Below are 20,019 nucleotides of genomic sequence, written 5' to 3' on the forward strand. Positions count from 1 at the left end.
GCGGTGATCCGTTCCGCATACCGAGACGACAGGGGGCGGGGCCGCCGGCCTCACGGCTGCGGCCCCGCCCCCTCCCGCACCGCTCACTCCTCGTCCCGCAGCCTCTCCGCCAGCTCCGTCAGCGCCTCCGCCACCTCGCCGTGGCCGAGCGCCGTCAGCCGCTCCGCCGCCGCCCCGACCCGGCCGAGCGCCGCCGCCCTCCGCTCCAGGTAGACGCCCTCCACGACCCCGGCCAGCCGCACGCACTCCGCCCACTCGGCGGCCCGCTCCGGGTCCTCGCCCGGCTCCCCGAGCAGCCCGAGGGCCTTCTCCAGCGCGGCCAGCGCCTCCTCGTAGGCGCCCCCGTACGCGTTGACCCGCCCGTGCTCGTAGGCGAGGGCGGAGTCCAGCGAACGGCCGTTCGCCTCGAACCCGGCGGCGCGGGCCGCGTCGGCGACCCGGCCGGCGTCCTGGAGGAAGGCGAGGGCGCCCTCCAGCCCGTCGGCGCCCTGCCGGTGCGCCTGGAGCCGGGCCAGCTCCCGCAGGGCGTTGCTGAGCATCTCGAACCGCGGGTCGCGCGCGTGGGCCGCGAGCGCCCGGTCCACGGCCTCCCGCGCCTGCCCGAACTCCCCGGCCTCGCCGAGCAGTACGGCCGTCTCCGCGGCGATCATGGCGTGGCTGCCCGGGTCGTCGTCCCAGCCGGCCGACTCGGCCGCGAGCGCCACGAACTCCGCGGTGGCGGCCTTCAGGTCGTCCCCGGCGTGCAGCGCGCGGGCCCGCGTCAGCCGCAGTTGGGCCACGAGCCGGTCGTCCAGTTCGCCGTCCACGACGTCCGGCTCCAGCAGCACCGAGTCGAGCAGCGCGATGCTGTCCTCGACCCGGCCCAGGTCGAGGCTCAGCTGCGCCGCGTTGCTGTAGGAGCAGAACGCGTCGAACCGGTTGCCCGCCCTCAGGTCCAGCTCCGCCGAGCGGGTCAGATGGCGCAGCGCCTCGTCGTGCCGGCCCAGACGCAGGCAGGCCTGCGCCAGCTCACCGTGCAGGGTCGGGGCGTCGACCGTGTCGCCGGGCCACTCGGCGGCCAGCCGCAGCCCTTCGGCGAGGCTCGCGTGGGCGGCCTCGGCGTCATCGACGCCCAGCTGGATCTTGCCGCGCAGCGCGAGCACGCGCGGCAGGTGCCAGGCGGGACCGTCCGTCCGCAGCAGTCCCACCAGCGCGTCCGTCTCGGCGAGCGCGGTGGGCAGGTCGCCGGACATGGCGTGCGTGGTGGCCCGCAGCAGCCGCGCACCCGCGATCTGGCCGGCCAGGGCGTGCCGGACCGCGAAGTCGTGCAGCAACTCCGCCTCGGCGAGGACGGACGCGACCTGCTCCCGGTCCCCGGACGCCTGGAGCCGCAGCCCGAGCGCGCTCACCCGCAGCCGCAGCAGCCGTGCCTCCAGGAACGGCGCGAGCCCGGCCGCCTCCTCGTGCAGCCGCACGAGCGCCGCATGCGCGTCGGACAGCGCGGCGACGTGGGCGTCGGGACCCGCCACGGGTCCCGAACCCGCAGCCGAACCGGCCCCTTCCGCGGAGGCGGAACCCTCGGTGGAGCCGGGGCCGGCCGCGGGTCGGGACACCTGCGCTGGGCCGGCCCCGTGCGCCGTGCCGGATCCCTCGACGGCGTCGGACGGCCGCGGGGAGCCAGCCCCATGTGCGCCGCCGATCCCCGCGGCGGGGACTGACTCCTGCGGCGTACCGGACGCGTGCGCCGTGCCGGACCCCGCGGCGGCGTCCGACTCCTGCGTGGGGCCGGACCCTTCCGCCCCCACCCGCACAGCCGCCAGCACCGCCTGTCCGTGGGCCAGTGCCGCGTGCCCCGGGAGCCCCGCGTCCTCGTAGAGGCCCGCCGCCTCCTCGTACAGCGCCGCCGCGTCGTCGTGCGCGTTCCTGCGGTCCGCCAGGGTCGCCTCGTCCTCCAGGAGTTCGGCGCGCAGGCGCACCAGCGGCCCGACGTCCGGGGCGTCCGGGTGGACGTAGTCACGGGCGGCCGTGAGCTCGCGCAGCCGTGCCCAGCAGGCGTGCGCGTCCGGGTGGCCCTGCTCGTCCAGCTCCCGGGCCCGCCTCATCAGGTCCGCCGGCGACTCGGGGAGCGGCTCGGCGGGCGCCGGCGCCGGCGCGGCGGGGGCCGGGGCAACGTCCTCCAGGGTGCGTGGACGCAGCGTCAGCTCCAGCGACTCCAGCAGCGGTGTCCGCGCCAGCCGGGCCCCGCGGCGGTCGGCGTGCGTCGTCGTGCCGTTGCGGGCGTCGAAGCGGGCGGCCAGGTCGTCGGCGCGCCCCCGCACCTCGGCCCGCAGCTCCCTCACCGTCCAGCTCCGGCCGGGGAACCCCGCGGCCGGCAGCTCCCCGTGGCCCAGCGCCTCCACGCGGGCGAGCAGCACCTCCACGCCGGTGAGCAGGTCGAGCAGGGCCAGCGGCGAATCCACCTCGTCGAACAGGTTCCGGTTCTCCGCCAGCAGCTCAAGACCCCGCGCCTCGTTGCCGGTCAGCGCGCAGAACTCCAGGTGGCGGCCGATCTCCCCTGCCATCGACGGGTTGCGGCGGCAGCCGCGGTAGCCCGCCAGGTGCAGATGACGCGCCTCGTCCGTGCGGCCGGTCCGCAGCAGCGGCAGCAGCGCGTACGAGACGGAGCGGGCCGGCTCCTCCTGGCAGGACTCCCTGCCCGCGAGCACCGGCTCCCAGTCCCGCAGCGCCCGCTCGTCGTCGCCCGCCGCCAGGTGGTACAGGGCGCGCTCGCAGGTCTCGCACGCCTCGCAGTCGCTGAGCAGGCTCCTGGCCCGGCCCGCCCACAACTCGTAGGCGAGGGCGGTGTCCTCGCCGACGTGCGCGGCGAGCTGGTACGCCTGCCCGTAGACCGGCTGGAGGTCGAGGCCCGCCTTCTCGTAGCGGTCGCGCATCTCCGTCTGCCACTGGCGCAGACTGGCCAGCGGTATCTCGGGCAGGCAGCGCAGGGCGTTGGCGACCCACTTGAACCGCCAGAACAGCTGGTGGCGCAGCCGGTCGTCGAACACGTCGGGCCGCTCGTCGAAGAGGTTCAGCAGCCGGGCGAAGACGACCGGCGACTTCCGCGGCTCGGAGCCGTAGGTGTACGCCTCCTGGAGGTCCAGCAGGGCGTGGACCAGCGGGACCGGCTCGCCGAACAGCTCGGCCGCCTCGGCGAGTTCCTCGGCGGTGACGGTCCGGGTGCGGCCGTAGGGGAGGGCGTCGTTCTCCCGCAGCGCCGCGTACAGCTCGTCGGTGGTCTGGGGCGGTGTCTGCATCGTCAGCGGTCCTTGCGCAGGGCGTGGGCGAGAAGGTCGAGGAAGGAGCGGTTGATGAGGCTGGACTCGGCGGGCCGGAGCGGACGCCGGGACAGCAGCGCCGCCTGCCCGTACAGGGCCTCGGCGCTGGTGCGGGCCAGTTCCGGCTCGTCGATCGCGACGGCGGTGCGCACCAGCGGGTTCAGCTGGTTGAGGATCAGCTGGGCGCGCGGCGCCTCCTGCTGGAGGGCGCCGAGGATGTCCCCCCACAGGCCGCCCTCCTGCTCGCGGGCGAGCCGGGAGCGGGTGCGCTCGTGTCGGGCCTCCCGGCTGTCGACGAGCAGGGCGGGCGCGGACGCCGGCTGGAAGGCGCGCAGCGCGACGTCGCAGTCGAACACCGCGAGGGCGTCCCGGGCCAGCGCCAGGTAGGCCGCGGCGGCCAGCTCCGTCTCCCGGTCGACCGGGTCGAGGTGCGCGGTCAGCGTCGCCGGGTCGAGGTCGGCGACGCTCACCTCGGGCCGGATCTCCGGCAGCCGGTGCGCCAGTTCGCGGTCGTAGGTGTAGCCGCCGTTGACCACGCCGAGCCCGGCGGCCGACGCGATCGCCGCGACCTGGCGGAACTCCTCCACGCTGGACGTCACCAGCACGGTGCGGTGGGTGCGGGAGAACTCGTCGAGCGTGCAGTGCCCGTCGGTGGTCTCGAACGGCAGCCACGGAAGCAGCATCCGCAGGATCTCGTCGTCGTGCACGGCGAGCGACTTCACCGACAGGTGGTGCGCCTGGAGGAAGCGGTGCAGCAGCTCCGGGTCGCTGGCGGCGACGCGGGCGATCCACGCGCGCAGCCGCTCGGCCAGCGCGTCCCGGACGGCGGCGAGGGTGTCGTCCTCGTACAGGGCCTCGCGGGACGCCGTGGGCCGCAGGCTCTCCGCGTCGACGACGCAGCGCACGAAGAACGCCCAGTCGGGCAGGATCTCCTCCGCCTGCTCGGACAGCAGCATGCCCTTGACGTGCACCCGGTGCCCGTGACGGCGCCCGGCCGGCACCGCCTCCGGCAGCACGCACGCGATGCCCTTCAGACCCACGGCCGGCAGGTCCAGCTCCAGGGTGTCCAGCGGCGTGAAGCCGAACACCTCTTCGCCGTACGCGGCGAGCGCGCGGGAACGGGCGCCCGGCGTCGGGTACGTCCGCGTCCAGGGCGCCTCCTCCGGGTTGACCGGCACGGCGGGGCCGTCGGAGCCGTCGTCGAAGGTCACCGGGTGCCGCAGCAGCGAGCCGAAGTGCCGGGCCAGACGCTGCACCTGGGCGGGCGCGGTCCACTCGCCCGCGTCGGCGCGCGGGGTCAGCGTGACGGTGGTGCCGGGGGCGGGCCGGGCCGAGGCGGGCAGGGTGCGCACGGTGTAGCTGCCGTCGCCGCGCCCCCGCCACTCCACGGCGGGCGCGCCGGGCGTACGCGCCGACCGGCTCACGACGTGGATCTCGTCCGCGACCAGGAAGCAGGACAGCAGGCCGATGCCGAACTGGCCGATGAAGTCGCCGCGCTGCTCGGCGATCCCGTCGGCGCGCTTGCTGCTGCGGCCGATCGTGGCCAGGAAGGTGTGCACGTCCGCCTCGGTGAGGCCGACGCCGTCGTCCTCGACCCGGACCACGGAGCGGTCGGCGTAGATCCGGATGCCGAACGGGCCCGCGGGCGAGGCCGGTTCGAGGGCGTGCCGGGCGGTGAGCGCGTCCACCGCGTTCTGCATGAGTTCACGCAGATAGACGCGGGGACTGGAGTAGAGGTGGTGGGAGAGCAGGTCGACGAGGCCGCGCAGATCCACCTGGAAGGTGCGGTCCGGGGTGTGGTCGGGCAGGGTCATGGGCGGTCCGGGGTGTGAAGACGTGCGCTGACGGGTGGTGAGACGCGAGCGGTGGCTCACAGGGCCTTGCGGAAGCGCGCGTACGCCTTCTGCGGCTCGGACATGTACGTCCACGGCCACTCGGTGTAGGCCCCCTCCAGCTCGCGGAAGACGTTGGAGGCGGTGCTGCTGCCGGCCAGGGACAGGGCCATGGCGAAGATGTTGTAGTCGCCCTGCCAGCCCAGCCGGCGCTCGTAGGCGTGGTGCAGGATGCTGCGCTCGGCCGCCTGCCTCAACTCCGTCCGGATGCGGGGCTGCTGGAGGCAGGCCCCGTCGTCGGACTCCACCCACTCCTCGACGTACGCCATGGCGACGACGCAGCCGAGCCGGTGGCCGTCGGGCGCCGCGGCGAACGCGGCGCGGGCGAACTCCAGGGCTTCCCCCGGCTCACCGCCCCAGCGGGGCTGCAGCTGGTACAGCCATTCGAGGTGGATCTCCACGTCGAGCGGGTCCCGGCGCAGCCCCGCGTCGCGCCGGGTCTCGGAGACCGTGGGGCCGAGCGACATGCCGCGCGCGGAGGTGAGCAGCTGGCGCCACGGTGTGATCCAGTCCGGACGCAGCTCGGCGGCCTCGAACAGCTGGCGCTCGGCGATGTCGAGCCGCTCCCGGAACACGCGCCACTGCTCCTGGGTGACGTGCACGGCGCGGGCGGCGGTGCGCGCCTCCCAGCCCCACTTGATGTGCCGCGCACCGGATATCAGCAGCGCCAGGGCGCGGTGCTCCTTGTCCTCCTCGACGGCGAGGCCGATCCAGTCCTGCAGCCCGTCGATGTCCGTGAGCTGACCGAGGACCTGGTGGTCACGGCCCAGGTCGAACGGCGCCAGCGCCTCCTTGACGCCCTCCCAGTCGCCCGCGTCGGCCGCCTCCACGGCGGCCAGCACCCGCCGGTCGCCGAGGGCGCGCAGCGGGTGCACGCCGTTCTTCCGCCGGGGGACCGGAAGAGCGTGCGGATCCGCCCCCGGTCCCTCCTCGCCCCTGCCGAACAGCTTGCCGAACATGCCGCGCCCTCCCCTGGTCCCGCGTGATCGTCCGGCGCATCATAGGGCGCGCCACCGACACCGGTTCCACAGGGTTTTCACACGGGTCCCACGCCAACGTCGCAGGTCGAGCGGGTGATTGCGGCAAAAGCGGGCGAACGGCGGCGGTCAGCCGCGGAGCTCCGCCAGCACGCCGTCGGTGAACGGCGGCCACGCCTCGACCGCCCAGGGTCCGAACGCCCGGTCGGCGAGCGCCACGCAGGCCGCGCCCGCGTCCGGGTCGATCCACAGGAACGTGCCCGACTGGCCGAAGTGCCCGAAGGTCCGCGGCGAGGACGAGGCGCCCGTCCAGTGCGGTGACTTGCCGTCCCGGATCTCGAAACCGAGCCCCCAGTCGTTGGGGTTCTGGTGGCCGTACCCCGGCAGCACACCCTTCGTGCCCGGGTACTGCACGGTCATCGCGGCCGCCACCGTCCGCGGGTCCAGCAGCCGCGGCGCCTGCACCTCGGCGGCGAACCGCAGCAGGTCGTCCACCGTGGACACGCCGTCCTTGGCGGGGGAGCCCTCCAGCGAGGTGGACGTCATCCCCAGCGGCTCCAGCACCGCCTGCCGCGCGTACTCGGCGAACGGGATCTCCGTCGCCTTCTCCACGTGGTCGCCGAGCTGCTCGAACCCGGCGTTGGAGTACAGCCGCCGCTCGCCGGGCGCGGAGGTGACCCGGTGCTCGTCGAACGCCAGCCCCGAGGTGTGCGCGAGCAGGTGCCGCACCGTGGAGCCCTCGGGCCCGGCCGGCTCGTCCAGCTCGACCGCCCCTTCCTCGTAGGCCACGAGCACCGCGTACGCGGCCAGCGGCTTGGTGACCGAGGCGAGCGGGAAGCGGTGCCCGGACGGGCCGTGCGTGCCCAGGACGGTGCCGTCCGCCCGTACCACCCCCGCCGCAGCGGTGGGAACCGGCCAGTTCTCGATCGACGCGAGGCTCTTCAGCGACATGCCGTCGAGCCTAAGCGCTCAGAGCATGAGCTCCAGCAAAGGGTCCGGTCTGGGCGTGAACCCCAGCGACCGGTACAGCGGCTCCGCCTCCGGGCTCGCGGTCAGCCGCACCCGCCCGGCGCCCCGCTCACGGAACCACTCCAGCAGCGCGCCCACGCACGCCCGCGCGTAGCCGCGGCGGCGGGCGTCGGGGTCGGTGGCGACGCTGAAGACGTACCCGTCGGTGCCGCGCGGGTTCCGCGCCCCGCCGATGCGGTAGTCCAGCGTGCCGGCCACCAACGCCGCGAGGGCGCCCGGCCGCTCCGGGTGGTCCACGACGAACGCGGCGAAGGAACGGTCGTCCCCCAGCCGCTCGCGCAGCACCGGCAGGGACACCGCGTGCCACGCGGTGGACGGGTCGGAGCGGGCCATCGAGTCGATCATCACCTGGCGCAGACGCAGCACTTCCTCCGCGTCCTCGGGCGTCGCCCGGCGTACACAGCTCATGCCCGCACGGTAGCCGGAGCGTCCCGACACGTCCGCCCATTTCTCACCGGCACCGCTTGCCTGGAGCGCACTCCAAGGATCTAGCGTGGACGCATGACGGTGACGGAGACCACGGACACCAGGACCGACACCTGCGCCGCGCCCCCGCAGGGCGACCGGCGGCCGGACGGCAAGGACAAGTACACGATCAGCGAGGTGGCCGCCCTCACCGGGCTGACCGCGCACACCCTTCGCTGGTACGAGCGCATCGGACTCATGCCGCACATCGACCGCTCGCACACCGGGCAGCGGCGCTACACCAACCGCGACCTCGACTGGCTCGCCCTGGTCGGCAAGCTCCGCCTGACGGGCATGCCGGTCGCCGACATGGTGCGCTACGCCGAACTGGTCAGGGCCGGCGACCACACCTACGCCGAGCGCTTCGAGCTGCTCAGGACGACCCGCGAGGACGTGCTGGCGCGCATCGCCGAACTCCAGGGCACCCTCGCCGTCCTGGACCGCAAGATCAGCTTCTACGCGGACGCCGGGCGCGCCCTGGCCTCGGAAAGGGCATGATGAGCGAGCACTCGATCCCCACGACCACGCTGGGCGCGGACGGCCCCGAGGTGGGCGTGCAGGGCCTCGGCTGCATGGGCATGAGCTTCGCCTACGGCCCCGCCGACGCGGACGCCTCCCGGGCGACCCTGGAACGCGCCCTGGAGCGGGGCGTCACCCTCTTCGACACCGCCGACGCGTACGGCGCCGGCGACAACGAACGCTTCCTGGCCCCGTTCCTCGCGGCGCACCGCGACGAGGTGCTCGTCGCCACGAAGTTCGCCCTGTCGATCCCGCCGGACGACCCGACCCGGCGCATCGTCCGCAACGACCCGCCGTACATCCGGCGGTCCGTCGAAGCCAGCCTGCGCCGCCTGGACGTCGACGTCATCGACCTCTACTACATGCACCGGCGCGACGTGAACGTGCCGATCGAGGAGACCGTCGGCGTCATGGCCGAGCTGGTCCGCGAGGGCAAGGTGAAGCAGCTGGGCCTGAGCGAGGTGACGGCCGGTGAGCTGCGCGCCGCGCACGCCGTGCACCCGATCGCCGCCGTGCAGTCGGAGTGGTCGCTGTTCAGCCGGGACATCGAGGCCGCCGTGGTGCCGGCCGCGCGCGACCTGGGCGTCACCCTCGTCCCGTACTCGCCGCTCGGCCGCGGCTTCCTCACCGGTTCCTTCACGGACGCCGCGAAGGACCTCACGCAGGACGACTTCCGCCGCACGATGCCCCGCTTCACCGGCGACAACGCGGCGGCCAACGCGGCCCTCCTGGAGCCGGTCCGCACGGTCGCCGGGCGCCACGGCGCGACCCCCGCGCAGGTCGCCCTGGCCTGGGTGCACCAGCAGGCGTCGGTCCACGGTCTCCCGGTCGTCCCCATCCCCGGCACCCGCAGCCCGTCCCGCGTGGACGAGAACACGGCGGCCACCCGCATCTCCCTGACGGAAGCGGACCTGGACCTGCTGGACCCGATCGCGGACAAGGTCACCGGCACCCGCTACGCGGACATGTCCTTCACCTCGGCAGGCAGGGAGTAGAAGGGAGGGCGCCCGGAAGCGCCCCTCCGAGGGACGCGGGGGAACCGCGCGACACGCCCCACGGAGCGCACCCGGACCGAGTCCGCCCACCATCCGAAAGGACCCCATGCGCCTGCACGCCGACGTGGAAAGCCGCTCCCACCGGCAGAGACGGTCCGCCTCCACGCCACGCGCCGTCGCCCCGCCACGGACGGAGACGACGGGTCCGGCCGACGCGCGGACGATCGCCGCACCCCAGCGGACCGCGGGCAACGCGGCCGTCGCCCGCGCCCTGCGGGGCCCGGGCGACGCACCCGTGCAGCGCGCGCGCAGGCGGTCGGACTCGACGGACTCGGTCGACTCGCCGGCCTTCCGGGCGGAGGTCACGTTCGACATGCAGAAGAAGGTCCTGTGGGACCGCGTCAACGAGGTCCACGCGCTCTCCCGGAATCCCGGCTTCCGTAAGGCGGTCGCCGCCTTCCTGGAGGCCGTCCACGCGGACGTGCGGCGTGCCGCGGGCGGGGAGACGAGGACCACCGAGGTCGACCACGGAGTCGTCGACGCGATCATCACCGGGCTGCAGCACCCCCACGTGCTGGGCCACCGGCTGCAGTACCGGTGGTACGTCAGGAACCAGCGCAACGAGGGCTTCTACGAATCCCTCGCCGCCCGCGCGCAGGAGGCGGCGTCGCACGGTTCGGTCTGGTCGAAGCTCGGCGCCGCCGAACCCATCGAACGGGCCCAGGTGGGACGGGCGGTCGTCCTGGAGAGTTCGGTCCAGGGCTACCTCTTCAACGGCCTCCTCTTCGGACTGCCCAACTGGTCGGCCTCCCCGACCCTGCAGGCCCTGTGGAAGCAGCTGTCGCAGACGTACTCGCGCGGATTGGAGGGCTGGGTCGACGCGCACGTCCTCGAGGGCCGCGACGACACCAGCGTGCTGGCCACCATCGAGTGGCCGGAGCTGAGGCAACGGATCGGCCGGGGCGTCGAGGGCATGAACGTCGTCGTGTACCGGCCGGTGCGGGACCCGGACCGCGGGGTGCACGACCTGGAGCCCGTCGACATGTACCAGGTGCGCAGCGACGAGGACTTCGCGGCCCTTCCCGCGGTTCCCGGCGACCAGGCGTGGCGCGACCGGCAGACGGCCGTCGACCGGGATCAGAAGACGCGCCTCACCGACGAGGTGGAGCCGCGCGAGACCGCGCTGGACCAGCTGGCCGACAGCCTGGAGCAACTCGCCGCCACGCACGGCATCGCCAAGGAGATGTTCCGCTTCCGCCTGAGCGAAACCCCGGCCAACACACCCCACGCGACGATGGACGCGTAGCTCTCCCGAGGGTGCGGGGGCGCGCGACGAGCCACGGCGGACCCGCGGGAGTCTTCACAGCTCCGCGAGCAACTCCGCCTTCTTCGACGAGAACTCCTCGTCCGTCACCAGCCCGGCCTGGTGCAGCTCCCCGAGGTGCCGGATCCGCTCGGCGATGTCCGCGGGATCGCGCCGGGCGGACGGCACACCCCCGGCGGCCGCCGCGGGCGACGGTATCGCCGGCACCGCCGCACAGTCCCGCACCGCGGCCAGCACCGCCGCCGCGAACGGCAGCGACTCGTGCACCGGCCCGTACCCGAGCCCGAACACCACCGCGGCGGGGTCCTGGTCGGCCTGCGCCGGGGCCGGCACCGTCGTGTCCCGGCGCAGCAGCCGCAGATGACCCTCGAACACCTCGGGCGAACGCCACTCCACCCCGCTCAGCTCGGAGACGGGGAAACGCTGGTCGCCGGCCTTCCACTTCGCCGAGGACGCCCCGGTCCAGAACCAGCGGAACGCCACCGACGTGCCGTCGAACGTCGCCTTGCCGTCGTACGCCTTGAACTGAAGCGGCGGCTCGGGCGCGGCCACCAGGTGACGTTCGGCGGGGCCCGACTCGGTGAGCTGCGCGCGCAGTTCGTCGGCGTAGTACTCGGCGAGCGTCTCCCGCTCGGCGGGCAGCACCAGCCGGTAGGGGTCGCTGCTCTCCTTCAGCTGCCCGGCGGCCGCCTCCATCAGCGGGTCGGCTCCCGGGCGGGTCTCCAGCCGCAGGACCACGCTCCCGCGCTTGCCGGGTGTGAGGGTCACGCCCTCGATCGCCTCCAGCGGCACGCGCCGCTCGCCGAGCGCCTGGAACAGCTTGGGTGTTCGAATCCCTCGTACGTAACGGATGAGCACGGAGTCGGACTCGAACTCCCAGGCGGCATGAAATCCGGCCAGTACGTCACCCATGCGGCTCATCGTATGCGGCACGAGCTTCTCCGTCCCCTCCCCACGCATACCGCAGTATCTCCGCTTCTACGCGCGTCCGGTAGGGGTCGTACCGGACAAACCCGCCAGGCAGGCGCCGTTCCGGTGCGCACACGACACCGCCGTGTATGCGCCAACCCCGATCCCCGCGAGATTCCGCAGGCTGTCCGTGCCGGGCACGAAGTACCCGGCGTGCCCCTTGGCGTCACGGGCCGACAGCACGCGCGCGCCGAACCCGTCGGCCATCGGGTCGGCCCCGTGGCCCAGTCCGCCGAGCTCCAGGTGGGGCACGTCCTGGATCCAGTCGTCGGCGTCCCGCATCGCCCACACCCGCGCGGTGGTGCGCAGCTGGGAGACGTGGTCCACGCGCATGCCCGGGCTGCCGGCCACGGCGATGTCGGACACCCGCTCCGGCAGGTCCCGCGCGGCCAGTCCGCACACCACCGAGCCGTAGCTGTGGCAGAACAGCGAGACCGGGGTGAGGCCGGGCAGCCCCCGCACCATCGCGTCCAGCCGGTCCGCGCCGTCCTCCGCGCGCATCGCCGTGGCCGCGTCCATGCCGAGCCCGCTGGGCGCGGTGTAGTCGGCCCAGGCGACCACGGCCGTGCGCGTCGCGGGATCGGCCTGCCGCTGGGCCTTGTACAGCGACCTGGCCATGCCCACGGGGGCGGAGTGCCGGCGCTCGGAGCGCTGGAAGGTCAGCAGGTCGGTGTCGACGCCGGGGACGACCACCGACACCCGCTCGGCGTGGCGCAGGTCACCGAAGACCTCGGCGACGCGTCCGGCGCCCGCCGGGTTGAAGGCGAGGATGTGCCGCTCCGGACGCATCAGCGCCTCGATGCGGTCCATCCTGCGGGCGGCCTGCTGCTGGCCCTCGGGTGTGAGCCGCGTGTCGTGCACCCGGCTCAGCTCGGTCTCGCGGGCCTCGGCCAGCGCGATGCGGTTGGCGCGGTAGCGCAGTTCGACCGGCGCGCCGTTCATGTTGCCGACGGCCAGCGGATAGCGCTCGGCGAGCCGGAGCCGCTGCGCGTCGGTGAGGGAGGCGAAGAACCGGGCCAGTCGCGTCGGCTGCGACTGCGGGTCGGGCAGCCGCTTCCCGGCCACCCGCCCGTCCTCCCACGCGGCGAGCGACGCCTGCAGGGGAGCGGGGTGGCGCTGGTGACGCAGTGCCGTCCAGCCGGTGGTCGCCAGCATCACGAAGACCACGGCGAGCGCCAGGAGCGCCCGCCACACGTTCAGCTGGGGGGAGGTGTCGAAGGAAGTCACTGGGAGGACACACTAGGAGAACGAGAGTGTCTCGCGGGAATCCAGTGACCGGGATCACGTTTCGCTGTGCCGATTCAGGGATGCGGCCGTACGCCAGTTCGTGGCGAGGGCCGGTCCGACATGGTCCAGGCACGTCCGCATCAGCTCCCGCAGCGCCTCGGTGCTCAGGTCGTCCCCCTCGGTCCACCGGCGTTCGGCCACCCGGATCACCCCGCCGAACGCGGCCACCAGGATGCGCGGCCGGGGATCGGTGTCGACGTCCAGCCCCTCGCGCTCGGCGATGACGCCCGCCAGCTCCTCCTCCAGCTCCGCCGCCCGGCGCAGGTGCGCGGCGAGCAGCGCGGGCGTGGACTCGATGACGCGGTAGACGCGCATGTGCAGCTCCACCGGGACGAGCTCGCCCACGGCCTCGTTGATGGCGTCCCAGCTGTCCAGCACGGCCCGGCGCAGCGTCTCCAGCGGCGCCTCGTCACGCGGGCGGGCCCGTACGGCCTCGGCGATGCGCTGCTCCGCCAGGCGGGGGACGAACAGCGCCACCTCCTCCTTGCTGGCGAAGTAGCGGAAGAAGGTGCGCTGGGAGACGTCCACGGCCGCGGCGATGTCGTCGACCGTCGTGCCGTCGTAGCCGCGCGTGGCGATGAGCTCCAGCGCGGCCCGGACCAGGGCGTCCCGGGTGCGCTGCTTCTTCCGTTCGCGCAGCCCCGGCTGCGGCGGGGCGCCCACGACGGTCCCGACCGTGTCCATGGCTCCTCCTTGAACCGTTCGCCCGGACCGGGCGAGGGGCGCATGTCCTGTCAGTTACTGACTGGTGAAATGAATTGTCAAGTGTCAGCGGCTGACACTAGCCTCGAATGTATGACTAGTCAGACCACCCTCGACAAGGCGGGACAGGGGGACGGCCCTCCGGCCGGCCCGTCGGAGGCGACGCCCGGCAAGGGGCTGCGCGGGCACCCCTGGTTCACGCTGTTCACCGTCGCCGTGGGCGTCATGATGGTGGCCCTGGACGGCACCATCGTGGCCATCGCCAATCCGGCCATCGCCAGCGACCTGGGCGCCACCCTGGCCGACGTCCAGTGGATCACCAACGCGTACTTCCTCGCCCTCGCGGTGTCCCTGATCACCGCGGGCAAGCTCGGTGACCGCTTCGGCCACCGGCAGACCTTCCTCATCGGCGTGGTCGGCTTCGCCGCCGCGTCCGGGGCCATCGGCCTGTCCGACAGCATCACCCTCGTCATCGTCTTCCGCGTGCTCCAGGGCCTGTTCGGAGCGCTGCTGATGCCGGCCGCGCTCGGCCTGCTGCGCGCCACGTTCCCCGCCGAGAAGCTCAACATGGCCATCGGCATCTGGGGCATGGTCATCGGCGCCTCGACCGCCGGCGGCCCGATCCTCGGCGGCGTCCTCGTCGAGCACGTCAACTGGCAGTCGGTGTTCTTCATCAACGTGCCGGTCGGCGTCCTCGCCGTCGCGCTCGGCGTGTGGATCCTGCTCGACCACCGCGCGGAGAACGCGCCGCGCTCCTTCGACATCCCCGGCATCGCGCTGCTGTCCGGCGCGATGTTCTGCCTGGTGTGGGCGCTCATCAAGGCGCCCGAGTGGGGCTGGGGCGACGGCAGGACCTGGGCGTTCATCGGCGCCTCCGTGGCCGGATTCCTCGTCTTCGCCTTCTGGGAGACGAAGGTGAAGGAGCCTCTGATCCCGCTGGCCCTCTTCCGCTCCGTCCCGCTGTCCGCGGGTGTGGTGCTGATGGTCCTCATGGCCATCGCGTTCATGGGCGGCCTGTTCTTCGTCACCTTCTACCTGCAGAACGTGCACGGCCTCAGCCCGGTCGACGCCGGTCTGCACCTGCTGCCGCTCACCGGCATGATGATCGTCGGCTCCCCGCTCGCGGGCGTGATGATCACCAAGGTCGGCCCGCGGATCCCGCTCGCGGGCGGCATGGCCTGCACCGCGCTCGCCATGTACGGCATCTCCACGCTGGAGAAGAGCACCGGCAGCCTCGCCATGTCGGTCTGGTTCGCGCTGCTCGGCCTCGGTCTCGCCCCCGTCATGGTCGGCGCCACCGAGGTCATCGTGGGCAACGCGCCGCTGGAGCTGTCCGGCGTGGCCGGCGGTCTGCAGCAGTCCGCCATGCAGGTCGGCGGCAGCCTCGGCACCGCCGTGCTGGGCGCCGTGATGGCCTCCAAGGTGGACGGCGACCTGCCGGGCAACTGGGAGAAGGCGGGCCTCCCGCCGCTGACGCCCGAACAGGCCGGCCAGGCCTCCGAGGCGGTCCAGGTCGGTGTGCCGCCGGTGCCCAAGGGCACCTCCGAGGCGATCGCCGCGAAGATCACGGACGTCGCCCACGACACCTTCATCTCCGGCATGAGCCTGGCGTCGCTGGTCGCCGCCGGGGTCGCGGCGGCCGCGGTCCTGGTCGCGCTGCTCACCAAGCGCGGCGAGAACGCGGAGGCGGGCGCGGGCGTCGGCCACATCTGACGCATCGTCAGGACCGCCGGGGTGCGCCGCCGGAGGGGTGCGGCGCAGCCCGGCGGTCATCCGCCGTACACACAAGGGGAATTCAGGACGGGAGCGGGGGTACCCGCCATGTCAACCAACCCATCAGGGAGTTGATGATGGCGAGCTTCGGACAAGGAACGCGCAGGCACCCCCGCACCAGTGGCCGGACGTGGTCACGGTCCGGGCCGGATCGCGCGACGCTCGGGATCATCGGAGCCATCTGCGCCGTCGCCGGTTTCTTCGTCCTGGGCATCGTTCTCGGCCCGGTGGCGATGGTGTGCGGCTGGCTGGCCATGGGCCGCAGCTGGGCGGGTTCCCGCTCGGTGCCGGCCCTGATCGCCCTGGTCCTCGGCGCCATCGACACGCTCCTGGCCGTCATCTGGCTGGCCGGGGCGGGCGCCATGGGGACCGGCATGCTCTGACCCGGTCGACAGCGGCATCGAGGGGGCCTCCGGCTGGTCAGCCGGAGGCCCCCTCACTGTCGCGGCTCCGCCCCACGGGGCATGCGACGAGGTTCCCCGCGCCTCAGGGGGCGGCGGTGGAACAGGCCCCAGGGGCGCGGGGAACTGCGCGAACGGCCCGAACGCACCCGCGGCCGCCCCACCACCCCAGGTGGCATCCCCCGCGCCCCGCCGGAGGCGCTACGCGTCGCCGCCCGCCGCGCCCGGGTCCGCGGCCGCCACGTCCAGCAGCTGGTACCGGTCGAGGGCCTGCTTCAGCACCGAGCGGTCCAGGTGTCCCTCACGCGCCAGCTCCGTCAGCACCGCCAGCACGATCGACTGCGCGTCGATGTGGAAGAAGCGCCGCGCCGCACCGCGCGTGTCCGCGAAGCCGAACCCGTCCGCGCCCAGCGACTGGTACGTCCCCGGCACCCAGCGCGCGATCTGGTCCGGCACCGACCGCATCCAGTCGGACACCGCCACCACCGGCCCCTGCGCCGACGCCAGCTTGCGCGTCACGTACGGGGTGCGCTGCTCCTCCTCCGGGTGCAGCAGGTTGTGCTCCTCGCACTCCACCGCGTCGCGCCGCAGCTCGTTCCACGAGGTCGCCGACCAGACGTCCGCCTTGACGTTCCACTCCTCGGCGAGGATCTTCTGCGCCTCGACCGCCCACGGCATCGCGACACCGGACGCCAGGATCTGCGCCGGGAGCGAGCCCGAGGTGCCCTCGCTGAAGCGGTACAGGCCCTTGAGGATGCCCTCCACGTCCACGTTCTCCGGCTCCGCCGGGTGCTGGATGGGCTCGTTGTAGACCGTCAGGTAGTAGAAGACGTCCTCGCCGTGGGGGTGCTCCTGCGACGAGCCGTACATCCGGCGCAGCCCGTCCTTCACGATGTGCGCGATCTCGAACCCGAACGCCGGGTCGTACGCGACGCAGGCCGGGTTGGTCGAGGCGAGCAGCTGCGAGTGCCCGTCGGCGTGCTGGAGACCCTCACCGGTCAGCGTGGTGCGGCCCGCGGTGGCGCCGAGCACGAAACCGCGCGCCAGCTGGTCGGCCATCTGCCAGAACTGGTCGCCGGTGCGCTGGAAACCGAACATCGAGTAGAAGACGTACACCGGGATCAGCGGCTCGCCGTGCGTGGCGTACGCCGAGCCGGCCGCGATCAGCGACGCCGTGCAGCCCGCCTCGGAGATGCCGTCGTGCAGCATCTGCCCCTGCGGCGACTCCTTGTAGGCGAGGAGCAGTTCCCGGTCCACCGCCTCGTACTGCTGGCCGAGCGGGTTGTAGATCTTCGCGCTCGGGAAGAACGAGTCCATGCCGAACGTGCGGTACTCGTCCGGCGCGATCAGCACGAAGCGGCGGCCGATCTCCTTGTCCCGCATGAGGTCCTTGAGGAGCCGCACGAAGGCCATGGTCGTCGCGATGGACTGCTGACCCGAGCCCTTCTTCACACTCGCGTACGTCTTGTCCTCGGGCAGGGCCAGCGGCTTGCTCCGCACCACCCGGGTCGGCACGTATCCGCCGAGGGACCGGCGGCGGTCGTGCATGTACTGGAGCTCCTCGGAGTCCGGACCCGGGTGGTAGTAGGGCGGCAGACCCGACTCCAGGTCCTTGTCCGGGATGGGCAGGTGCAGCCGGTCCCGGAAGTGCTTCAGGTCGTCGACCGTCAGCTTCTTCATCTGGTGCGTGGCGTTGCGGCCCTCGAAGTTCGGGCCCAGCGTCCAGCCCTTGACCGTCTTGGCCAGGATGACCGTGGGCTGGCCCTTGTGCTCCACCGCCGCCTTGTACGCCGCGTAGATCTTCCGGTGGTCGTGGCCGCCGCGTCCCAGGTGCAGGATCTGGTCGTCGGTCATGCCCTCGACCATCGCGCGCAGCCGGTGGTCGTCGCCGAAGAAGTGCTCGCGGATGTACGCCCCGGACTCCGTGGCGTACGTCTGGAACTGGCCGTCCGGCGTGGTGTTCATCCGGTTGACCAGCACGCCGTCACGGTCCTGGGCCAGCAGCGGGTCCCACGTCCGGTCCCAGATCAGCTTGATCACGTTCCAGCCGGCGCCGCGGAAGACCGACTCCAGCTCCTGGATGATCTTGCCGTTGCCGCGCACCGGGCCGTCCAGCCGCTGCAGGTTGCAGTTGACCACGAAGGTCAGGTTGTCCAGGCCCTCGCGCGCCGCGATGCTCAGCTGGCCCAGCGACTCCGGCTCGTCCATCTCGCCGTCGCCGAGGAACGCCCACACGTGCGACTTCGAGGTGTCCGCGATGCCCCGCGCGTGCATGTAGCGGTTCATCCGCGCCTGGTAGATGGCGCCGATCGGGCCGAGACCCATCGACACCGTCGGGAACTCCCAGAAGTCCGGCATCGACCGCGGATGCGGGTACGACGACAGCGCGTACGGCGCCGCCGACTTCTCCTGGCGGAAGCCGTCCAGATGCTGCTCGCTCAGCCGGTCCAGCAGGTACGCGCGGGCGTAGATGCCCGGCGAGGCGTGCCCCTGGAAGAAGACCTGGTCGCCGCCGTCGCCCTCGTCCTTGCCGCGGAAGAAGTGGTTGAAGCCCACGTCGTACAGCGACGCGGACGACGCGAACGTGGCGATGTGGCCGCCCACCCCGATGCCCGGGCGCTGGGCGCGCGAAACCATCACGGCGGCGTTCCAGCGGGTCGCGTTCAGGATCTTGCGCTCGATCTCCTCGTTGCCCGGGAAGAACGGCTCGGCCCGGGTGGGGATCGTGTTGACGTAGTCCGTGCTGCGCATCTCGGGCACGGCCACGCGCCGGGCGCGGGCACGCTCGATCAGCCGCAGCATCAGATAACGGGCCCGCTCCCGGCCGCGCTCGTCGACCGCGGCGTCGAGGGAGTCGAGCCACTCCTGGGTTTCCTCGGGGTCGAAGTCAGGAACCTGACTCGGAAGGCCGCCAATGATGATCGGGCTGCGATCGGATGCGGAAGCCACGCTGTTCCTTACCTGTCAGAGGGCCGTGAATGGGCCGTCGTCTCGCTCGCCACGGCCCGTGTGCGCCGCTCCCATGCTCCACCTCGCGACCGCGGACGTCATCTCTACCGAGAGGTAATCCCCCGGCGCGGCCGGTACGGTGACCCAAGGGGCGAGTACATGCGAGTCTCGTACCCACAGACGGTTCCCAAACGCCCAAACGGGGCACAAAGGTGTGGTGTCCATCACTGCTGACGGAGACGGGGTGCCTGGAGTTGCGGTGACCCGGCCAGGATCGTCACCGTTTCGGCGGTCCGCACGGCCGGGTACTTGCGCGATCCGTCCCGCCCGTGTGGACTACGGCCAATGCTTCGCGCACGCGCGTGGCTGAGATATTCCCAAGACATGATCAGGAGGCAACCCGTGAGCGCGACCGCGGACCACGCGGAGGAGCGGACGAACCCTGCCGCCAGGCTGGGGTTCCAGCCCGGGCAGGTGGTCCAGGAGATCGGCTACGACGACGACGTCGACCAGGAGCTCCGCGAGGCCATCGAGGGCGTCATCGAGAGCGACCTTGTCGACGAGGACTACGACGACGTGGCCGACGCCGTTGTGCTGTGGTTCCGTGACGACGACGGCGACCTGACGGATGCGCTGGTGGATGCCACCACGTACATCGAAGAGGGCGGCGCGATCCTGCTGCTCACGCCGAAGACCGGCCGGGACGGCTACGTCGAGCCGAGTGAGATCTCGGAGGCCGCCACCACGGCCGGCCTGACGGCGTCCAAGAGCGTCAGCGTGGGCAAGGACTGGAGCGGCAGCCGGCTGGCGACCCCGAAGGCCGCCAAGTCGAAGCGGTGACACATCCCCGGACGGGCCGGCGGCGGCGTTCGCCGCACGCGTCGGCCCGTTCGAGGGACCCTCGTCCCGCCTGCGTAGGGTGGTCGCACGGCACCACCCCGGAGGGACGAGGACGACGATGACGATCCCGGTCGGAGCGCAGGCCCCCGACTTCGAACTCAAGGACAACCACGGCGCCCCGGTGCGTCTGTCCGACTTCCGTGGGCAGAAGAACGTCGTGCTGCTCTTCTACCCGTTCGCCTTCACCGGTGTCTGCACCGGCGAGCTGAGCGAGATCCGCGACCGGCTGGAGCAGTTCGCCGAGCGCGACGCCGAGGTGCTCGCCGTCTCCAACGACTCGATCCACACCCTGCGCGTCTTCGGCGAGCAGGAGGATCTTCCCTTCCCGCTGCTCAGCGACTTCTGGCCGCACGGCAACGTCTCGCGCGCCTACGGCGTCTTCGACGAGGACAAGGGCTGCGCCGTCAGGGGCACCTTCGTGATCGACCGGCAGGGCGTCGTACGCGCCACCGTGAGCAGCGGGATGGCGGACGCCCGTGACGCCGGCGAGTACCTCGAGGCGCTCGACACCCTGTGATCGTCCGTCCCCAGGGCCTGCGGGCTC

The 20,019-nt window shown here is 72.8% G+C and carries 16 protein-coding genes; 7 read left to right on the forward strand and 9 right to left on the reverse strand.

What is annotated here, in order from left to right; all coding sequences use genetic code 11:
- Positions 1-83 precede the first annotated feature (83 nt).
- The 5 genes from ACQZOG_RS06825 to ACQZOG_RS06845 all read right to left on the reverse strand — a co-directional run bounded on the left by ACQZOG_RS06825 (position 84) and on the right by ACQZOG_RS06845 (position 7,599).
- Positions 84-3,272 (reverse strand): hypothetical protein, encoded by a 3,189-nt coding sequence (locus ACQZOG_RS06825; RefSeq protein WP_430741367.1) that lies wholly within the window; start codon positions 3,270-3,272, stop codon positions 84-86.
- 2 nt (positions 3,273-3,274) lie between these two features.
- Positions 3,275-5,107: an HSP90 family protein gene (locus ACQZOG_RS06830; RefSeq protein ID WP_430741368.1), complete on the reverse strand. Its 1,833-nt coding sequence runs from the start codon at positions 5,105-5,107 to the stop codon at positions 3,275-3,277.
- Positions 5,108-5,163: 56 nt separating this feature from the next.
- On the reverse strand, positions 5,164-6,144 hold the full coding sequence (locus ACQZOG_RS06835; protein WP_033272763.1) for a hypothetical protein: 981 nt from the start codon (positions 6,142-6,144) through the stop codon (positions 5,164-5,166).
- Between the two features lie 147 nt (positions 6,145-6,291).
- Complete coding sequence (locus ACQZOG_RS06840) at positions 6,292-7,113, reverse strand: serine hydrolase domain-containing protein (RefSeq protein WP_430741369.1); 822 nt, start codon at positions 7,111-7,113, stop codon at positions 6,292-6,294.
- Positions 7,114-7,131: 18 nt separating this feature from the next.
- Entirely contained in the window at positions 7,132-7,599 is a 468-nt protein-coding gene (locus ACQZOG_RS06845) for a GNAT family N-acetyltransferase (RefSeq protein ID WP_033272765.1), read from the reverse strand.
- Between the two features lie 93 nt (positions 7,600-7,692).
- Between ACQZOG_RS06845 and ACQZOG_RS06850 the strand changes: the two genes are divergently transcribed.
- From ACQZOG_RS06850 to ACQZOG_RS06860, 3 genes are all read left to right on the forward strand, one after another.
- The gene (locus tag ACQZOG_RS06850; RefSeq protein WP_033272766.1) at positions 7,693-8,154 is read left to right on the forward strand and encodes a MerR family transcriptional regulator; all 462 of its coding nucleotides are present in this window, start codon (positions 7,693-7,695) and stop codon (positions 8,152-8,154) included.
- Positions 8,154-9,170, forward strand: coding sequence for an aldo/keto reductase (locus ACQZOG_RS06855; protein ID WP_193467524.1), 1,017 nt, complete (start codon positions 8,154-8,156; stop codon positions 9,168-9,170). The genes ACQZOG_RS06850 and ACQZOG_RS06855 overlap by 1 nt, the downstream gene beginning before the upstream one ends.
- 106 nt (positions 9,171-9,276) lie before the next feature.
- Entirely contained in the window at positions 9,277-10,476 is a 1,200-nt protein-coding gene (locus ACQZOG_RS06860) for a hypothetical protein (RefSeq protein ID WP_430741370.1), read from the forward strand.
- 54 nt (positions 10,477-10,530) lie between these two features.
- On the opposite strand, the gene ACQZOG_RS06865 is transcribed toward ACQZOG_RS06860, so the two are convergent.
- From ACQZOG_RS06865 to ACQZOG_RS06875, 3 genes are all read right to left on the reverse strand, one after another.
- Complete coding sequence (locus ACQZOG_RS06865) at positions 10,531-11,406, reverse strand: DUF4429 domain-containing protein (protein ID WP_193454836.1); 876 nt, start codon at positions 11,404-11,406, stop codon at positions 10,531-10,533.
- 66 nt (positions 11,407-11,472) lie between these two features.
- On the reverse strand, positions 11,473-12,690 hold the full coding sequence (locus tag ACQZOG_RS06870) for an alpha/beta hydrolase (RefSeq protein ID WP_037639288.1): 1,218 nt from the start codon (positions 12,688-12,690) through the stop codon (positions 11,473-11,475).
- 54 nt (positions 12,691-12,744) lie between these two features.
- Positions 12,745-13,434 carry a TetR family transcriptional regulator gene (locus ACQZOG_RS06875; RefSeq protein ID WP_430741371.1) on the reverse strand — a complete coding sequence of 230 codons (690 nt, stop codon included), beginning with the start codon at positions 13,432-13,434 and terminating at the stop codon, positions 12,745-12,747.
- A 111-nt stretch (positions 13,435-13,545) separates the two neighbouring features.
- Between ACQZOG_RS06875 and ACQZOG_RS06880 the strand changes: the two genes are divergently transcribed.
- Positions 13,546-15,165: an MFS transporter gene (locus ACQZOG_RS06880; protein ID WP_430741372.1), complete on the forward strand. Its 1,620-nt coding sequence runs from the start codon at positions 13,546-13,548 to the stop codon at positions 15,163-15,165.
- A 134-nt stretch (positions 15,166-15,299) separates the two neighbouring features.
- Positions 15,300-15,608 (forward strand): hypothetical protein, encoded by a 309-nt coding sequence (locus ACQZOG_RS06885; protein WP_058916039.1) that lies wholly within the window; start codon positions 15,300-15,302, stop codon positions 15,606-15,608.
- A 219-nt stretch (positions 15,609-15,827) separates the two neighbouring features.
- On the opposite strand, the gene aceE is transcribed toward ACQZOG_RS06885, so the two are convergent.
- The gene (gene aceE, locus ACQZOG_RS06890) at positions 15,828-18,575 is read right to left on the reverse strand and encodes a pyruvate dehydrogenase (acetyl-transferring), homodimeric type (RefSeq protein ID WP_058916038.1); all 2,748 of its coding nucleotides are present in this window, start codon (positions 18,573-18,575) and stop codon (positions 15,828-15,830) included.
- A 402-nt stretch (positions 18,576-18,977) separates the two neighbouring features.
- Here aceE and ACQZOG_RS06895 point away from each other — a divergent pair, with 402 nt between their 5' ends.
- Entirely contained in the window at positions 18,978-19,415 is a 438-nt protein-coding gene (locus ACQZOG_RS06895; RefSeq protein ID WP_019522515.1) for a DUF3052 domain-containing protein, read from the forward strand.
- A gap of 118 nt (positions 19,416-19,533) precedes the next feature.
- Positions 19,534-19,992 (forward strand): peroxiredoxin, encoded by a 459-nt coding sequence (locus ACQZOG_RS06900; RefSeq protein ID WP_033272775.1) that lies wholly within the window; start codon positions 19,534-19,536, stop codon positions 19,990-19,992.
- Positions 19,993-20,019: the final 27 nt, after the last annotated feature.

Origin of the sequence: Streptomyces sp. P13-3-3, assembly GCF_050571355.1 — a bacterium.
Taxonomy (GTDB): domain Bacteria; phylum Actinomycetota; class Actinomycetes; order Streptomycetales; family Streptomycetaceae; genus Streptomyces; species Streptomyces althioticus.

Bases quoted from the DNA above. Each gene is read 5' to 3' on its own strand.
- ACQZOG_RS06855 (WP_193467524.1), top strand. From the start codon at position 8,154: ATGAGCGAGCACTCGATCCCCACGACCACGCTGGGCGCGGACGGCCCC.
- ACQZOG_RS06885 (WP_058916039.1), top strand. From the start codon at position 15,300: ATGATGGCGAGCTTCGGACAAGGAACGCGCAGGCACCCCCGCACCAGT.
- ACQZOG_RS06830 (WP_430741368.1), bottom strand. From the start codon at position 5,107: ATGACCCTGCCCGACCACACCCCGGACCGCACCTTCCAGGTGGATCTG.
- ACQZOG_RS06845 (WP_033272765.1), bottom strand. From the start codon at position 7,599: ATGAGCTGTGTACGCCGGGCGACGCCCGAGGACGCGGAGGAAGTGCTG.
- ACQZOG_RS06835 (WP_033272763.1), bottom strand. From the start codon at position 6,144: ATGTTCGGCAAGCTGTTCGGCAGGGGCGAGGAGGGACCGGGGGCGGAT.
- ACQZOG_RS06860 (WP_430741370.1), top strand. From the start codon at position 9,277: ATGCGCCTGCACGCCGACGTGGAAAGCCGCTCCCACCGGCAGAGACGG.
- ACQZOG_RS06840 (WP_430741369.1), bottom strand. From the start codon at position 7,113: ATGTCGCTGAAGAGCCTCGCGTCGATCGAGAACTGGCCGGTTCCCACC.
- ACQZOG_RS06900 (WP_033272775.1), top strand. From the start codon at position 19,534: ATGACGATCCCGGTCGGAGCGCAGGCCCCCGACTTCGAACTCAAGGAC.
- ACQZOG_RS06875 (WP_430741371.1), bottom strand. From the start codon at position 13,434: ATGGACACGGTCGGGACCGTCGTGGGCGCCCCGCCGCAGCCGGGGCTG.
- ACQZOG_RS06825 (WP_430741367.1), bottom strand. From the start codon at position 3,272: ATGCAGACACCGCCCCAGACCACCGACGAGCTGTACGCGGCGCTGCGG.
- ACQZOG_RS06865 (WP_193454836.1), bottom strand. From the start codon at position 11,406: ATGGGTGACGTACTGGCCGGATTTCATGCCGCCTGGGAGTTCGAGTCC.
- ACQZOG_RS06850 (WP_033272766.1), top strand. From the start codon at position 7,693: ATGACGGTGACGGAGACCACGGACACCAGGACCGACACCTGCGCCGCG.
- ACQZOG_RS06880 (WP_430741372.1), top strand. From the start codon at position 13,546: ATGACTAGTCAGACCACCCTCGACAAGGCGGGACAGGGGGACGGCCCT.